The organism is Oenococcus kitaharae DSM 17330 (assembly GCF_000241055.1).
Taxonomy (GTDB): Bacteria; Bacillota; Bacilli; order Lactobacillales; family Lactobacillaceae; genus Oenococcus; species Oenococcus kitaharae.
In genome coordinates this window covers 179,937-196,760 of the sequence record NZ_CM001398.1, presented here as the reverse complement: position 1 = coordinate 196,760, position 16,824 = coordinate 179,937, and the positions used below count along the sequence as shown (strand labels likewise).

Here is a 16,824-nt window from a genome sequence, read left to right as displayed (position 1 = left end):
TGTCTGACAAAAAAGAGTGAAGCTACTATAATGATCTAGTCATGTTGAAGTATTTGAAGAGAGTACTGATCGGGAAGCCATTAAAGACTAACGATACAGGCTCTCAAAGTCTGAATGTATTTAAGGCATTGGCGCTCTTGTCGTCTGATGCACTATCATCCATTGCATATGGAACTGAAATGATTACCACGGCCTTGCTTGCCGGTGGCGCGGCGGCTTTGTGGCTGCAGTTGCCAATCGCGGGCTTGGTTCTTTTACTATTGGGTGCGATTGCACTTTCTTATGTGATGATCATCCACGCTTATCCGTCAGGTGGCGGTGCTTATGCCGTGGCTTCTCAAAATTGGGGCTCTTGGACCGGCTTAGTTGCCGGTGGATCCTTATTAGTCGATTATATGCTGACTGTGGCTGTATCGGCCGCTTCAGCCACTGATGCCATCTCTTCAGCGATTCCAGAAGTGCGGCATCTTTCTTTACTGATTTCTATTATCATTGTCATCCTTCTAATGCTGATGAATCTGCGTGGATTGAGCGAATCTGCTAATTTTTTGATGATACCGGTATATTTCTTTATTGTGGCCATGTTCGCAATGTTAGCTATCGGTTTTGTACGGATTGGCCTGGGCCAAATTGTTTATCAAGCACCTACAATGGCTGAAAAAATAGCACCAACCATGAGCGTGGGCTTCATTTTGTTTATGCGGGCATTCTCCTCTGGTTCTTCGTCATTAACAGGTGTGGAAGCTATATCGAATTCAGTTCCGAATTTTCATAGTCCAAAGGAACGTAACGCGTCAAAGACATTGGTTATTCTTGTCATCGTGTTAGGGCTATTCTTTGTTTCTGTGACATTCTTCAGTTATTTTTTGGGAATTGTGCCTAATGGCCAAACAACTGTCATGGCGCAAATCGCCGGTAGTATCTTTGGAGCGGGCGGAATTGGCTTTTATCTTTTCCAACTATCAACTGCGCTTATCCTGACTGTGGCCGCGAATACGGGTTTTTCGGCCTTTCCGATGCTGGCCTATAATATGGCCAACGATAAATTTATGCCTCATTTGTTTAAAGACCGTGGTGATCGTCTCGGGTATTCTAATGGTATTGTGAGTTTGTCAATTGGTGCGATTGTCCTGCTGCTGGTATTTAAGGGCAAAGTAGAGGCTCTGATTCCTTTGTACGCAGTTGGTGTCTTCGTACCTTTCACTTTGAGCCAATCCGGCATGATTATTCACTGGTGGCGCGCACGCGGCCGACTGTGGATTTTTAAAGCGTTTGTTAACTTCATAGGTGCTTTGATCTCTTTGGTGCTGGTTATTTCGATGTTCGCACTGCATTTTGGTGGTGTTTGGCCTTACTTAATCATTATGCCAATACTTCTGCACTTCTTTAATGATGTACATTCACATTATGTTAGCATTGCTAAACAGTTGAAATTAACACCTTCTACAGCCCGCTTGCATCGACATAATTATGACGGTGCGATGGTGATTGTGTTTATGGGTAATGTTACGTGGGTCACAATTTCTGCTATGGATTATGCCAAGTCCATTGGGGACGAGGTTATCGGCATGCATGTCTCTTTTGATACAAATATCAAAAAAGAGAAAGAGACTGCCGAGGAATTTGAAAAGTATTTCCCGGGTATTCGTTATGTGGACATCCATTCCAGTTATCGCTCGGTCATTCAGCCTGCACGTGAATTCATTGACTCCATGAGCAAGCAGGCAGCCAAACGCAATTGGTCTTTGACGATTATGGTGCCGCAGTTTGTTCCCAAGCATTGGTGGCAGAATGCTATGCACAACCAGACTGCATTTAGGCTGAGAAGTGCTTTTATCTCTCGTGACGATATCACAATTTCTTCTTATTACTATCACCTCAGAGACTGATACAATAGTTATTGCGGGTTTAAAAACCGCATGTACGGGATGTAGCTCAGCTTGGTAGAGCACCACGTTCGGGACGTGGGGGTCATGGGTTCGAATCCCGTCATCCCGATCAGATCAATGTTTTTAATTCAGGATATTCGATGCTAAAGCAGGACTTTGTGCCTGTTTTTTCGTATCTCTTTTAGAAAATATGAAAAATTTACAAAATGTAAGTGCTTAAATATGTAAGCGCTTGCGATTATCTCAGAAAGAGATTAGAATAGATCAAGTACGATGAAGAAACTTCCAGAATGGAAGTTAAGGAGGATAGCACGATGGTTGGAATAGTCATCGCAAGTCATGGCGAATTTGCCAAGGGTATTCTTCAGTCGGGGTCTATGATTTTCGGAGAGCAAAAAGAAGTAACTGCTGTTACTTTTATGCCCAATGAAGGGCCGGAAGACTTAAGAAAACATTTGGAAGCTGCCATTGCCGGCTTTGGGAGTGACGATGAAGTTCTGTTCCTGATTGATCTTTGGGGAGGCTCTCCATTCAATCAATCGAATGCTATTTACGAAGAACACAAGGATAAGATGGCGATTGTCACCGGTTTGAATTTGCCGATGCTGATTGAAGCTTACTCTTCGCGTTTGAGTTTAAATAGCGCTCACGAGATTGCAGCTCACATCCTTGGTGAAGGCCGGGCTGGTGTTCGTATCAAGCCTGAGAGCTTGGCTGGGAATGATACTGGAAACGCATCTCAGCCCAAACCGGCACCAGCAATGGTTGCTCAAGGCAATGGGCAATTGAAGATCAGTCTTGCTCGGTTGGATTCTCGCCTGCTGCACGGACAAGTGGCGACTGCTTGGTCTAAGTCGGTTCATCCGACACGGATTGTCGTTGTCTCTGATGCGGTAGCCAAGGACCAATTAAGGAAGTCGCTCATCACAGAAGCGGCTCCCCCGGAAGTCAAAGCCAATGTTATACCGATTGAGAAATTGATAGAGATTTGGCATGATCCAAGGTTTGGTAATCAGCGTTTCCTGCTTCTTTTTGAAACACCACAAGATGTTGCCCGCGCGGTAGATGGCGGTGTCAAAATACCTGAGTTGAACATTGGTTCGTTAGCCCATTCAGAAGGCAAGACCATGATCAACAATGTGTTGGCCGTTGATGAAAATGATGTCAAGACTTTTGAACATCTGCGTGATGAGGGTGTCAAGTTTGATGTTCGGAAGGTGCCTGCAGATAACAGTCAGGATCTGATGCCAATGATTAAAAAAGCCGGATTCCAGCTGGATGACACGAAGGAGAAAGAGTAAATGTCAGTCATATCAATGATTTTAGTTGTCATAGTTGCCTTCTTTGCTGGTATGGAAGGTATCCTAGACGAGTTTGAGTTTCATCAGCCCTTGGTCGCTTGTACATTGATCGGGCTCGTTACCGGTGATTTGGTTCCATGTATCATGTTAGGCGGATCCTTGCAGTTGATTGCTTTGGGCTGGGCTAACATTGGTGCCGCAGTTGCCCCTGATGCCGCTCTGGCCTCAGTTGCTTCATCAATTATTCTGGTTTTGGGTGGACAAGGAACTAAGGGTGTTTCTTCTGCGATCGGCCTAGCGATTCCGCTGGCTGTTGCTGGCTTGTTCCTAACAATGGTCGCACGTACCTTAGCCGTACCGATTATCCATATCATGGACCGGGCCGCGGATCGTGGTGATATTGGGAGTATTGATCTCTGGCATATTATTGCGATCTGCATGCAGGGCCTGCGTATAGCAATTCCCGCTGCACTATTGCTCTTCATTCCGGCTAGCGCCGTTAGAGGTGTCTTAAGTGCGATGCCTGCATGGCTGAACGCCGGTATGACAATCGGTGGTGGCATGGTTGTGGCTGTTGGTTATGCAATGGTTATCAACATGATGTCCAGCCGCGAAGTTTGGCCATTCTTTATTCTCGGTTTTGTTATTGCAACCGTCACAAATCTGACTTTGATTGCGATTGGTGCTATTGGTATCTCGCTTGCCTTGATCTATCTTGATCTTTCTAAAAAAGGCAGTTCGTCAAATGGCGGTGGCAGCAGCAATGCTGGTGATCCGATTGACAATATCTTGAATGATTACTGAGGAAAAGGAGGAATAGAAAATGGCAGATGAAAAAAAGGTTCATTTAACTAAGAGAGACCGTTTAGCTGTTGCTTGGCGTTCCACCTTTATCCAAGGGTCATGGAATTATGAGCGTATGCAAAACGGCGGCTGGGTATTTTCCTTAATCCCAGCTATCAAGAAATTATATCCAAATAAAGATGATCGGATAGCCGCCCTGAAGCGGCACCTTGAATTCTTTAACACTCACCCTTATCTGGCTTCACCAGTTATCGGTGTGACTTTGGCCTTGGAAGAGGACCGTGCGAACGGTGCAGCTGTTGATGATGTTGCCATTCAAGGTGTTAAAGTCGGCATGATGGGTCCGCTGGCTGGTGTCGGTGATCCAGTCTTTTGGTACACGGTTCGTCCTATCTTAGGTGCTTTAGGTGCTTCATTAGCTTTAAGCGGTAATATTCTTGGACCAATCTTGTTCTTTGTTCTTTGGAACATTATTCGTTGGGGATTTATGTGGTATACCCAGGAATTTGGTTATCGGGCCGGGTCTCGAATTACAGAAGACCTTTCCGGCGGTTTGCTGCAGGATGTGACAAAGGGCGCTTCAATCATGGGTATGTTTGTTCTGGCAGCCTTGGTACAGCGCTGGGTTTCAATTCGATTTACGCCAGTCGTTTCTAATGTGCGTTTAGCTAAAGGTGCTTACATTGATTGGACCAAGATTCCTTTGACCCACAACGGATTGCAGGAAGCTTTCACTCAATATCAGAGCGGTTTGGCGCTGAGTGCAACACGTGTTACCACCTTGCAGAATAACTTGGATTCTTTGATTCCAGGACTGGCAGCTTTATTGCTGACTTTCTTCTGCATGTGGCTATTAAAGAAAAAGGTTTCGCCAATTATCATTATTATTGGTATCTTCGTCTTTGGTATTGTGGCTCACGTATTGAATATCTTGTAAGCCGAGTTTATAAGTTATTTAAGAACGATCTTAGTTCAGGCTTACTGAATGGGATCGTTCTTTTGCTGAAAAGCTAGTTTCGCTGTTATTAAAAAGGAGAACCAAATGGTACAGTCGCTTAATTCGAAAGTTGATTTAGTTATTCCGGCAACGTCTTTTTTAGGCTTATCTGAATACGGCAAGATCATGATTGGCAACAAGGGTTTTGAATTTTACAACGAGAAAGATTTGCGAAAGTATATTCAGATCCCCTGGAAAGATGTTAACTACGTCATTGCTTCAGTGATGTTTAAGGGCAAATGGATTCCGCGCTATACGGTGCAGACGAACCATAACGGTAGTTATACCTTTGCTTCGCGTCAGCCTCAAAAAGTGTTGAAAGCCATGCAGAAGTATGTGAAACCTGGTCACATGGTACGTTCGCTGACTTTTTTTCAAGTAATCAGACGTGGTATCAAAGCGCTTTTTAGCCATAAAAAAGCATAATTACTGAACAAATGTTTGACCTCCTTGACTAAATTGCATTTGCATTGACGGCTGTCCGGATGGAGGAAATATTGTGGATGTCTTATTTTTCAAACCGGTTTTTCATGAAAAAATTTGGGGTGGCCGTAAGTTGGCTGATATGTTCGGCTACGATCTGCCAGATGGCAGGATTGGCGAGTGTTGGGCCATTTCAGCTCATCCTCATGGTAGATCGCAAGTAGAGAACGGTTCTTATCGTGGACAGTTTTTAGATGATTTATGGGCGCACGAGCCCGAATTGTTTGGTAGCCATAATGCTGACAAACCCTTCCCTTTACTCACGAAAATTCTTGATGCCGAAGACAGCCTTTCGGTTCAAGTACACCCCGATGATGCCTATGCTGAAGAACATGAGCATGAATTAGGGAAAACGGAATGTTGGTATATTATCAGTGCTGATCCAGGCGCCTATCTGATTTATGGCCATCAGGCCAAGTCTCGAGATGAGATGAAAAAGATGATTGCAGCGGGCGATTGGGAACATTTTTTAAAAAGGCTGCCTGTGAAGGCTGGTGATTTTGTCTATGTTCCCAGTGGTACGGTCCATGCCTTGAATGCAGGAATTGTCGCGCTTGAAACTCAGCAGAGTTCGGACACGACTTATCGTCTTTATGACTATGACCGAGTGGATCAGCAGACTCATGAAAAACGATCCTTGCATATTCAAAAGTCTGAAGAGGTGATAACGGTACCTTTCAAGGCGCCAGAACTGCAGATCTCCTATCAACGGATCGGAGACAATGTCATAACAAATTATGTTGAACCACCCCTTTCACCTTACTTTGCAGTCTGGGGCTGGGAAATTTTCGACAGTCTAGTCTTGCATCATGAGATTGGTGCCTATACACTCTGCTCCGTTATTTCTGGTTCGGGCAGTCTTGTTATCAATCACGAATCACATTTGCTGCAAAAGGGGATGCATTTTTTGATTCCGGCAACTGTATCTGATTGGCAAATTGAAGGCCAATTACACATAATTGCTTCTGAAGCCGTCGATTAAGTTGAATTTTAAACTGCTGTTATTGTTGATCATTGCAATGACAGCAGTTTTTTAGGCTAGATCACAAATCCAATTGGCAGCGAGCAGATTTTAGCGAGCGGAAAAATTTGTATCATAGCTGTAAACATGGGCTTGACGCAATGAGATAGAATGGAAGCTATCGGGATTTTTAATTCGACTTTTTATTCGGAGCAAGTTTTTTATGAGTATATTTTTGAAGTTAAAATGGTTCTTTAAAGAACATTGGCGGATGTACGCGGTTGGGATATTTTTGCTGTTCTTGACTGACTTGTCGCATGTCATCCCGCCCTACATGATCGGCCTATTTACAAACAAAGTCGTTCAAAGAGATCTGACCTGGCAATATCTGCTGGTGTTTTTGCTGATTCTGGCTTTGCTTTTTCTATCGTCTTATGTTTTTCGTTATGGCTGGAACACGCACATCGTTAAGGGTGCTGCCTTGTTGGAACGGACGCTGCGCAAACGTCTTTACGATCACTACATGGAAATGGATGCACCCTTTTATCAAAAATACCGGACTGGCGATTTAATGAGCCACGCATCTAATGATTTGTCTTCGATCCAGCGAGTTGCTTCCGGCGGCATCTTAATGACTTTTGATTCATCGGCAAACATCATTCTGGTTTTGGCATCAATGATTTTAACCGTTGACTGGCGTTTAACGCTGATTGCGATTATTCCGCTGCCATTTTTGGCTTTTGGTGTCTCACTGATTATGCCGAGACTGCGTAAAGCGTTTACAGCTTATCAGGAAGGTTTTTCCAAGATGTCGGATCATACACAGGAATCCTTCTTGGGTATGAAAGTTATTAAGACGCTTGGCCAGTCTAAGGAAGATATCGATTATTTCAATCATCAGACTGACGAACAGATTAAAACGAATTCGCATGTTGCTCGCGTCGATTCTCTTTTTGACCCGCTGGCAACGATTGTGATGTCCTTTTCATATGTGCTAACGATTATCTTGGGTGGCGAATTTGTTCTGCGGGGGACAATTTCTATTGGCCAATTAGTTAGTTTTGCGGCCTACTTGAGTCAATTGGTCTGGCCGATGTTTGCTTTGGGACAATTATTCAATGTTCTAGAGCGAGGCAATGCTTCTTATGATCGTGTGATGGACTTGATGAATGAGAAAAGTGCTATCCACGATGATCCCAATGGCATTGCCCAGGTCAAGCCAGGCGAATTGAATATTCGTTTGAAGGGCTTCGCATATCCGGATGGTACCAAGACGGTTTTAAAAAATATCGATGTCAAGGTCGGCCGTGGCAAGACCCTGGGTTTAGTGGGCCCGGTGGGATCCGGAAAAACGACATTATTACGCCTGCTTTTGCGTGAATTCGATTCATATGATGGTGAGATTGACTTTTCTGGACACGATATCCGCGATTATAAGCTCTCGGCCTATTTGAGTTCCTTGGGTTATGTCAGCCAGGATAATTTCCTTTTTTCGACCAGTATTGCGGAAAATATTGCTTTTTCAAATCCAAAGCTACCGCAAAAAGAAATCGAGCAAGTTGCCAAATTAGCTGCGCTGCATGACGATATTTTGCAAATGCCGAATGGATATGAGACTGAAGTCGGCGAAAACGGCATCAGCCTTTCTGGCGGCCAGCAGCAGCGTGTTGCCATTGCCCGCGCATTGATTGTCGATCCAGCAATTCTTATTTTAGATGACGCTCTTTCAGCTGTTGATGCTCGTACAGAAAAAGAGATTTTGGGAGCTTTGAAAAATCAGCGTCAAGATCAGACGACAATTATTTCTGCTTCCAGAATTTCTTCGGTTATTAACGCAGACGAAATTCTTGTCTTTGCGCATGGACGGGTCATCGAACGCGGCAGCCACGCAGAACTTCTTGCACAAAACGGCTACTATGCAGATACCTTCCATCAGCAGGAGATGGCCTCTCATTATGAAGCTAAACTGACTGGAGGTGATAACTAATGGCAGATAATACTGTAGAAAAAAACAAAAAAAATAACAGCATTTGGTCGCAATCAATTCCAGTACATGAACAGCTAGCTGTTGTCTGGCGTTTGATTAAAATGGCCACACCAGCCTATTGGATGTTTGCCGGCGCGATCTTATTTGCTCTGATCTCAACTTTAATCAGCGGCTATCTGCCTTATATTCTGCAGAATTTCATGAATAAGCAGTTGACTAATCCTAATACACCGCTGAATGCCGTTATCTCATTTGCACTAGGTTTCGGCGCAATCCAAATTTTTTCTGCTATATTAACTTATTTTCAGAATTTCTGGTATGGACAAGCCTCTGAAACGGCTTTAAATAACGTTCGTAAGCGTCTATATGCCAAACTGCATCAACTGGGTATGCGTTATTTTGATCAGGTTCCTGGCGGTGCACTTGTTACACGAGTTATGAATGATACTGAATCGTTTTTTGATTTTTGGATGCTGCTGGTCAATTTAATTTATGCGGTTGCTTCAATCATTAGTGTGTATATCTTTATGTTCGCTTCAGATCCAGGTTTGTCCTATTGGCTGCTATTAATCGTTCCTGTGACTTTGCTGACGATCTGGGTTTATCAAAAGTATTCTTCAAGTGTTTACCGTAATATGCGTGCTAAATTGTCCGCTCTGAATGCTAAATTGGCTGAATCGATCAATGGCATCGAGACCATTCAGAACTTTCATCAAGAAACACGCATGAAGAGTGAATTCGAAAAGATCAATCAGGAATATTTTGATGCACGTTTTCACATGGTCAAAATGGACTCACGGCTCCTTGGCCCGATGAACCAGCTTTTACTTGGTATGACGACAGTGTTCATTCTCTGGTATTTAGGGAATCAGTCCTTTACGGCTGCTGTTGCTGGCGGGACGATTTATGCCTTTACGAACTGGATCGGCAACATTTTTAATCCCTTGAATAATGTGCAGCAAAGTTTGTCGACTTTTCAGGATGGCGTCGTTTCCGGTTATCGTGCAGGTAAGATTCTCGATGATACGACTTATGAACCTGCTCAGCACGAGAATGCTAATGGCAAAATTACTGATGGCAAGATTGAATTTCGCCACGTCGATTTCTCTTATGACGGCAAGACAACTATTCTGCATGATCTTTCTTTTACAGCCGAACCAGGGCAGACGATTGCTTTAGTCGGTCACACCGGTTCTGGGAAATCGTCCACAATTAATGCGCTGATGCGTTTCTATGAGTTCCAAAAGGGCAGTATCTTAATTGATGGACAGGATATTCGAGATCTGGATCCTGTCGATTTTCGGGAAAAAATGGGACTGGTCCTGCAAGACAGTTTCATGTTTTATGGGGACATCAATTCAAATATCCGGATGTATGATGATTCAATTACAGATCAGCAGATTGTAGACGCTGCACGTTTTGTTGATGCAGATAAATTCATTGATTCGCTGCCTCACGGCTATAAAACACCAGTTTTGGAAGGCGGGTCCTCTCTGTCGGCTGGACAGAAACAGTTGATCTCATTTGCGAGAACCATTGTCCGGGATCCAAAAATTCTGATTCTCGATGAAGCGACGGCTAACATTGATACGCAGACTGAGGCAGCTATTCAAAGAGCACTGAAGAATATGCGAACCAATCGAACAACAATTGCCATTGCCCATCGACTGTCGACGATCAAAGATGCTGATTTGATTCTCGTTTTGGACAAAGGCGTTGTGGTCGAACAAGGGACACATCGCCAGTTATTAGCTCAAAAAGGTTATTATTACGATCTTTATAAAATGCAGAGTATGGAAAACGCCGGCAAGTAAGGCGTTTTTTTTATTAAAATTAATAATTTTTTGTTTTTGCCGATCAATGTTCTGTATAATTTCATTAACCAGAAGACCTATTTGAAAGGAGTTTATATGGCCGAAGAAAAAAAGGATATTATGATCCAGTTTCAGGACGTAGAAAAATATTACGGTAGTTTTCACGCTTTGAAAAAAGTAAATCTGACCATTGATCGTGGCGAGACAGTTGTTTTGATCGGGCCATCAGGTTCCGGAAAATCAACCCTGATTCGGGCGATTAACGGTTTGGAACCAATTCAGGAAGGGCATCTGACCGTCAACGGTTTTGATATTCATGATCCGAAAACCGATATCAATAAGATTCGCAAACGTGTTGGTATGGTTTTTCAGCATTTTAACTTATACAACAATAAGTCGGTGCTGGAAAATGTCATGTTGGCTCCTAGAATTGTGAATCATATTCCGGAAGAGGAAAACGAAAAATATGCCTTAGATCTGCTTGATCGAGTTGGATTAAAAGACAAGGCTGGTTCGATGCCAAGCATGCTCTCTGGTGGCCAAAAGCAGCGTGTCGCTATTGCTCGAAGTCTTGCTATGAAGCCGTTAGCGCTGCTATTTGACGAACCGACCTCAGCGCTCGATCCAGAAATGATCGGTGATGTTTTAAGGATTATCCAGGAGATTGCTAATGATTCTGACCTTACAAGCCTGATCGTGACACATGAAATGAATTTTGCCCGTAAAGTAGCCAACCGCGTTATTTTTATGGCTGATGGTCAAATCCTCGAAGACTCCAAAACAGAAGATTTCTTCAACAAACCAACAAGTGAACGTGCTCAGCAATTTGTTGATCAAGTTTTGGATCATTAAGGAGGATACTGAATGGAAAAAGCAAAAAAAAGGCGAATCGGTATCATCACCTCGATCATCCTAACGGTTGTTATCATTTTAGGTGTCATTTTTGCTTCGGCTGTGGCAGCCAGAAATGCTCGGCATGTTGATACCTGGGAACGTGTTCAGCGTTTGGGCGCCATTCGCTGGGGCGTTAAGGCCGATACTAAATTATTCGGCTTAATGAATACCAAAAGCGGCGAGCCAGAAGGTTTTGATGTTGATATTGCTAAGGCTTTAACGGTTCAACTGTCAAAGCAGTCTGGTGTTCCGATGCGGGCTGATTTTACGGTAGTGACTTCAAATACTCGAATTCAGTTATTAAAAAATGCGAATATTGATGGTTTTATCGCCACGGCAACGATTACACCCGAACGTGAAAAAATCATTGATTTCTCAAACTCATATTTTAAAGCCGGACAAGCTATCTTGGTTAAGGACGGTTCTGGTATTAAAAATGTGCGTAGTTTGAATAATAGTAAATCGACAATTCTTGGTGTTGTTGGATCTAACTCTGTTATTAATATTAAAAAATTTGCTCCTAAAGCTCGAGTGTTGGCATTGGGCGATTATGGCCAGGCTATGGCTGCTTTAAAGGCCGGCCAAGGTCAGGCGCTCACAACTGATAATGGTATCTTATACGGGCTTGCCACAGAAAACCCCGGCTATTCAGTTGTCGGCGGCACTTTTACCACTGAGCCTTATGGTGTCGCTTACGATAATCATCAGACAGCCATGGTTAAGCAGACTAATCGCGCTTTAAAGGCAATTATTGCAAACGGTACGTATAACCGTTTGATCAGAAAATGGTTCCGTGGTGTTCCCGGACTGAACTGGAGGTCGCTTGAGAGATGATAAATTTATTGACTTCTAATTTTGGTGCTTTTCTGACGGCTTTCGGTTATACGGTCTTGTCTAGTATTATTGCTCTGATTGCATCTTTGATTTTGGGGACACTTTTCGCAATTTTGCAGATCGTTCCGAGTCGGATTGCGCGCGGCATTGCCAGGATATATGTTGAGGTTTTCAGAAATATTCCTTTGCTGATTATCGTGATGTTTTTTTACCTTGTCGGTACACGGGTTATTGCGTTGGATGGTTTTACTGCAGGTACGATTGGGCTTTCCTTGTATACATCGGCCTTTATCGCAGAAACCGTCCGCGCTGGTATCAACGCTGTCGATATTGGCCAGACGGAAGGTGCTCGTGCTAACGGTTTGAGTTTTTCGCAAACTTTACGCATTATCGTCCTGCCGCAGGCTTACAAAATTGCGATTCCTTCTTTGGGAAACCAATTCATTAACTTGGTAAAAAACTCGTCAATTCTAGCTTTTGTGGCCGGTGGAGATTTGATGTATACAGCTAATAACGTGGCCGCTGCTACTTTTGATAGTTTTAACTCATATATTATTGTTGGTATTTTCTATCTGATTATTACCTTGCCTTTGAGTTATTACATGAAATATTTGGAAGCAAAAACTAAGGGATTGGCAAAGGAGGACTCATGATGATTATCGCTGCAAGTATATTTGACGCTTTTACACCAAGCAACATCAATTACCTTCTTGGAGGGCTTGGCATAACTATTGGTGTGTCGATTATTTCTGTGATTGCCAGTCTCGTGATTGGTGCTTTTGTTGGCGTGATTATGTACGAAAAAGTGCCATTTCTATCTCGTTACGTGACGATTATTAATGATGTTATACGTAATCTGCCTCTTCTATTGATTATCTTCTTCATTTACTTTGTGCTCCCGAGAATTGGCCTGTATCTGCCGGTTTTCTGGGCGACTGTGATTGCGATGACGGTTTTTGAGTCGACAATGCTGGCTGAAATTATTCGAGGCGGCCTGCTGGCAGTCCCGGCTGGCCAAACAGAAGGTGCACGATCAGTTGGGATGAGTAATGCCCAAGCTTTGATGCACATTGTGCTGCCGCAAGGCATCAAGAAGATGATTCCGCCAATCATTTCACAGCTGATTTCTTTGGTGAAGGATACCAGTTTGGCAGTTGGTATTGTGTTAGCTGAAATGACTTTCCGTGGGCAGATTGTTTATGCTCAAAATTCGAATTACACAATTCCAGTCTTCATTGCCCTGGCAATTATGTATTTCATTTTGAACTTTGGCCTGTCTCTGATTGCTAAATGGTTTGATCGTCGTATGGCAGCTTAAAATTTATCACGATATTAAACATTTTCAAAAACCGCAAGCTCTGTGCTTCTGAGCTTGCGGTTTTTGTTTGTCTGAGTTTACTGGGGGGTGTTTCATTCCTGGCGGTCTATTGGATGTTGGTCATGCCAATTGCGACAACCCATTTATTGAACTGTTTCTCTGATACTTTGCCAGATTTCAATGCTGCTGCCTTAAGTGTGAGCCCCTCTCGCTGCGCTAGCTGAGCGATCATGGCACTATCGTGGTAGCCGATATGCGGCGATAAGGCGGTCACGGTCATTAAGGACTGATTTAACAGTTCTTGCATGCGCTGAACATTTGCTGTGAGCCCGACGACTAATTTGTCTGTAAATGAGGTAATTGTCGTGCTGAGCAAATCAGCGGATTCCAAAAAGGCACTAATCAAAACAGGTTTATAGACATTCATTTCAAAATTTCCCTGGCTGGCTGCTAGACTAATTACGACATCGTTGCCTAACACTCGGACTGCGGCCATTGTGATGGCCTCGGCTTGTGTCGGATTCACTTTTCCGGGCATAATTGACGATCCAGGTTCATTGGCTGGAATTGTTAATTCACCGTAACCCGCTCTTGGCCCGCTGGCTAGAAAACGAATATCATTAGCAATCTTTAAGAGATCGCTGGCTAATGTTTTGATCGCGCCGTGCACAACATTAAGGCCGGAATGTGCTGCTAACCCATAGAATTTATTGGAATCAGCAGTGAAGGGGATGTGATAAAGATCAGCCATTTTTTTGGCAATTGTTTGGGCAAAACCTGGTGCGGCATTCAGGCCCGTCCCGACAGCAGTTCCACCTATGGCCAATTCATTAAGCGTCGGTGCTAGTGTCTGCAGATAAGACAAATCATGCTGCAATTGACTGACCCAGCCGCTGATTTCCTGCCCAAAAGTTAGGGGGGTGGCATCTTGAAGGTGCGTCCTGCCAACCTTAACAGTCCGCCAATATTGCGTTTCTTTCTTTTTTAATTCTCTGATTAAATGTTGAATGGCCTGATTGAGTTTAGTGACAGCCAAAGCAGCTGTGATATTCATGGCAGTCGGGAAAATATCATTTGAACTTTGTCCCTGATTGACGTCATCATTAGGAAGAATAGGAATTTGTGAATTCAGCCGCCCTGCCATATGTGCCACGACCTCATTGACATTCATATTCGTCTGGGTACCAGATCCTGTCTGATAAATGACCAGGGGAAAGTCTTGTCTGAGATCTTCATCATTGAGTACGAGTAATTTATCAACAGCTTGAATAATCAAATTCGCTTTATCACCGCTCAGAGTACCTGCTGCTCGATTGGCATCAGCTGCGGCCTTTTTCAGCTGCAACAGCACTTTGATTAAGACTAAAGGCATTTTGCTGCCGGCAGAAAAATTTTGGCGGCTGCGTTCAGTTTGTGGTCCCCAAAGTGCATTTTGTGGAATGTTCACTGGCCCCAAGCTGTCTTCTTCAATACGATATTCGTCCATAAGGTCCTTCTTTCCGTGTTTTTATCATCAGAAACTGGTCTGTTTTTATAGTATTCTTGCAGAAAGCCTTGAGTCAATGATAGTGGCTAACAAATGCTGAGTGGTTTTGGCAAACAAGCAATCGCGGTCTTTTTAATGTTAGAATTGAAACAATTTAGGAGGAAACATGGTTAAAGTACAAGATGATCTCTTTGCTTCGGTCAATGAAGCATGGTTGAAAACGGCAAAAATTCGTCCCGATATGCCGGCTGCAAGTTCGTTTACAGATTTATACCTGTCGATTGAGGATGATATGCGCGCCGATACTGAGGCTTTTGCCAAGGGGGAAAAAGAGGCCCCGGCTTATTTAAAGAATTTTGTTGACTTTTATAAATTAGCCGATGATTGGGAAAAGCGGAATGCTGATGGTGCCAAACCGGTCAAACAAGCTCTAGCCGTCCTTGACAAACTAACGAGTTTTCAGGATTTTTCTGATCAAGCTGCTGATTTGGATATGCAGGGTTACACAACTGGTTTTAATTTTGGCGTTGCACCAGATTTTAAAGAAGCTGACCACTATATTTTCTGGGTAGACGAACCTGATACTATCTTGCCGGATACGACTTATTATGCTGATGATAATCCGCAAAAAGAAGCTTTACTGGCAGCTTGGTCTAAAATGACCAGCAAAATTTTGGCAGCCGCTGGTTATAGCGAAGAGGATGTTGCCAAGATTGTCTCCGATGCTAAAAAATTTGATGCTTTGCTGCCGAAATTGGTGCTTAGCCGTCAAGAACAAATGGAATATTATAAGAACTATCATCCTAAATCAATTGATGATTTTGCAGCCACTGTTGATCAAGTCGATTTGAAACATTATATTGACCAACTAGTCGGTAAAAATGTCGATCAGGTTGTTTTGACTTCTGAACGTTTTTGGGAAGCAGGCAAGAAAGTCTTCGCTTCTGAGAACTGGCCGATTTTTAAGAACTGGCTAATAGCAGCCAATGCCTCGGCTTACGCGCGTTTTGCCTCTTATGATCTGTATAAGATTGCCGGCAGCTATTCTCGGACACTGACTGGTGCCGCTCAAGCACCTGAAGCAGCTCGTGCTGCCTATGCTTTGGCACACCGCCAGTTTGGTTTTCTCTTAGGCGAATATTTCCGTATCAAACATTTTTCACCAGAAGCCAAAAAGAATGTAGAGGCCATGATTCATAAAATGATCGGTGTTTACCGGTCCCGCCTGACTGATAACGATTGGCTCAGTCAAGAGACGATTAAAAAAGCAATCAGTAAATTAGATCATATTGCGATTAAAATCGGTTATCCAGATCAGGTACCGGCACGTTTTCTGGCTCGCAAAGTTGATTTGACTGCCAGTTTGGCCGAAAACGAACGCGTCTTGGTCAAACAAGAAGCCGAGTTCAATTTGGGCCGCTGGGACACCAAGGTTGATAATACTGAATGGGTCATGACGCCCGATACAGTCAACGCTTACTACGATCCGCAGACCAATTCAATTAATTTTCCGGCCGGTATTTTACAGATGCCTTTCTATGACTTTGATCGTGATGCATCAGCTAATTATGGCGGTATCGGTGCTGTTATTGCACATGAAGTCTCACATGCTTTTGATACAAATGGCGCTCGTTTTGATGAAAAGGGCTCTTTGAATAATTGGTGGACTGACGAGGACCTGGCCAAATTCCAAGAAAAAGCACAAGCAATCGTTGATTCCTGGTCCCGCCTGGACGTTGATGGTGCACCAGTTAATCCGAAACTGACTTTAACGGAAAACATTGCCGATTTGGGCGGACTTTCAGCGGCACTGCAGGCCGCAAAAGAGGATGATCAATTCTCTGCTGAATTATTTTTCAAAACATGGGCTGAGATCTGGCGTATGAAGGCTGGTACCGAATATATCAAACTTTTGACAAGTATTGATGAACACGCACCGAATAAATTGCGTGCTAATGAGCCGGTTAAGAATTTTGCGGATTTCTTTGAGACCTTTAACATTGGCCCTAAAGACGCTATGTATCGTGCGCCTGAAAAACGTGTCAGCCTCTGGTAA

Annotated in this window: 14 protein-coding genes and 1 tRNA gene; 14 read left to right on the top strand and 1 reads right to left on the bottom strand. The window is 43.5% G+C overall.

Going from position 1 to position 16,824, the window contains the following annotated elements; genetic code table 11:
• Positions 1-41 precede the first annotated feature (41 nt).
• The 13 genes from OKIT_RS00955 (at position 42) to OKIT_RS00895 (ending at position 13,282) form a co-directional block, all read left to right on the top strand.
• Complete coding sequence (locus tag OKIT_RS00955) at positions 42-1,889, top strand: potassium transporter KimA (RefSeq protein WP_007744510.1); 1,848 nt, start codon at positions 42-44, stop codon at positions 1,887-1,889.
• A 35-nt stretch (positions 1,890-1,924) separates the two neighbouring features.
• Positions 1,925-1,998, top strand: a tRNA-Pro gene (locus tag OKIT_RS00950).
• A 205-nt stretch (positions 1,999-2,203) separates the two neighbouring features.
• Complete coding sequence (locus OKIT_RS00945; RefSeq protein WP_007744508.1) at positions 2,204-3,190, top strand: mannose/fructose/sorbose PTS transporter subunit IIA; 987 nt, start codon at positions 2,204-2,206, stop codon at positions 3,188-3,190.
• Entirely contained in the window at positions 3,191-3,994 is an 804-nt protein-coding gene (locus OKIT_RS00940; RefSeq protein WP_007744506.1) for a PTS mannose/fructose/sorbose transporter subunit IIC, read from the top strand.
• A 19-nt stretch (positions 3,995-4,013) separates the two neighbouring features.
• The gene (locus OKIT_RS00935) at positions 4,014-4,931 is read left to right on the top strand and encodes a PTS system mannose/fructose/sorbose family transporter subunit IID (protein ID WP_007744503.1); all 918 of its coding nucleotides are present in this window, start codon (positions 4,014-4,016) and stop codon (positions 4,929-4,931) included.
• 105 nt (positions 4,932-5,036) lie between these two features.
• Positions 5,037-5,417 (top strand): DUF956 family protein, encoded by a 381-nt coding sequence (locus tag OKIT_RS00930; protein ID WP_007744501.1) that lies wholly within the window; start codon positions 5,037-5,039, stop codon positions 5,415-5,417.
• A gap of 70 nt (positions 5,418-5,487) precedes the next feature.
• Positions 5,488-6,456, top strand: coding sequence for a mannose-6-phosphate isomerase, class I (gene manA / locus OKIT_RS00925; protein WP_028291804.1), 969 nt, complete (start codon positions 5,488-5,490; stop codon positions 6,454-6,456).
• 202 nt (positions 6,457-6,658) lie between these two features.
• Positions 6,659-8,422, top strand: a complete 1,764-nt coding sequence (locus OKIT_RS00920) for an ABC transporter ATP-binding protein (RefSeq protein ID WP_007744498.1) — start codon at positions 6,659-6,661, stop codon at positions 8,420-8,422.
• Positions 8,422-10,236: an ABC transporter ATP-binding protein gene (locus tag OKIT_RS00915; protein WP_007744495.1), complete on the top strand. Its 1,815-nt coding sequence runs from the start codon at positions 8,422-8,424 to the stop codon at positions 10,234-10,236. Before OKIT_RS00920 ends, OKIT_RS00915 begins: the two co-directional genes overlap by 1 nt.
• 120 nt (positions 10,237-10,356) lie before the next feature.
• Positions 10,357-11,088, top strand: coding sequence for an amino acid ABC transporter ATP-binding protein (locus tag OKIT_RS00910; protein ID WP_036593922.1), 732 nt, complete (start codon positions 10,357-10,359; stop codon positions 11,086-11,088).
• A 12-nt stretch (positions 11,089-11,100) separates the two neighbouring features.
• Entirely contained in the window at positions 11,101-11,964 is an 864-nt protein-coding gene (locus OKIT_RS00905) for a transporter substrate-binding domain-containing protein (RefSeq protein WP_007744493.1), read from the top strand.
• Entirely contained in the window at positions 11,961-12,617 is a 657-nt protein-coding gene (locus OKIT_RS00900; protein ID WP_007744492.1) for an amino acid ABC transporter permease, read from the top strand. The genes OKIT_RS00905 and OKIT_RS00900 overlap by 4 nt, the downstream gene beginning before the upstream one ends.
• Positions 12,614-13,282, top strand: a complete 669-nt coding sequence (locus OKIT_RS00895; RefSeq protein WP_007744491.1) for an amino acid ABC transporter permease — start codon at positions 12,614-12,616, stop codon at positions 13,280-13,282. Before OKIT_RS00900 ends, OKIT_RS00895 begins: the two co-directional genes overlap by 4 nt.
• A gap of 106 nt (positions 13,283-13,388) precedes the next feature.
• On the opposite strand, the gene OKIT_RS00890 is transcribed toward OKIT_RS00895, so the two are convergent.
• Complete coding sequence (locus OKIT_RS00890; RefSeq protein ID WP_007744490.1) at positions 13,389-14,768, bottom strand: class II fumarate hydratase; 1,380 nt, start codon at positions 14,766-14,768, stop codon at positions 13,389-13,391.
• A 166-nt stretch (positions 14,769-14,934) separates the two neighbouring features.
• Between OKIT_RS00890 and OKIT_RS00885 the strand changes: the two genes are divergently transcribed.
• The gene (locus OKIT_RS00885; RefSeq protein WP_007744489.1) at positions 14,935-16,824 is read left to right on the top strand and encodes a M13-type metalloendopeptidase; all 1,890 of its coding nucleotides are present in this window, start codon (positions 14,935-14,937) and stop codon (positions 16,822-16,824) included.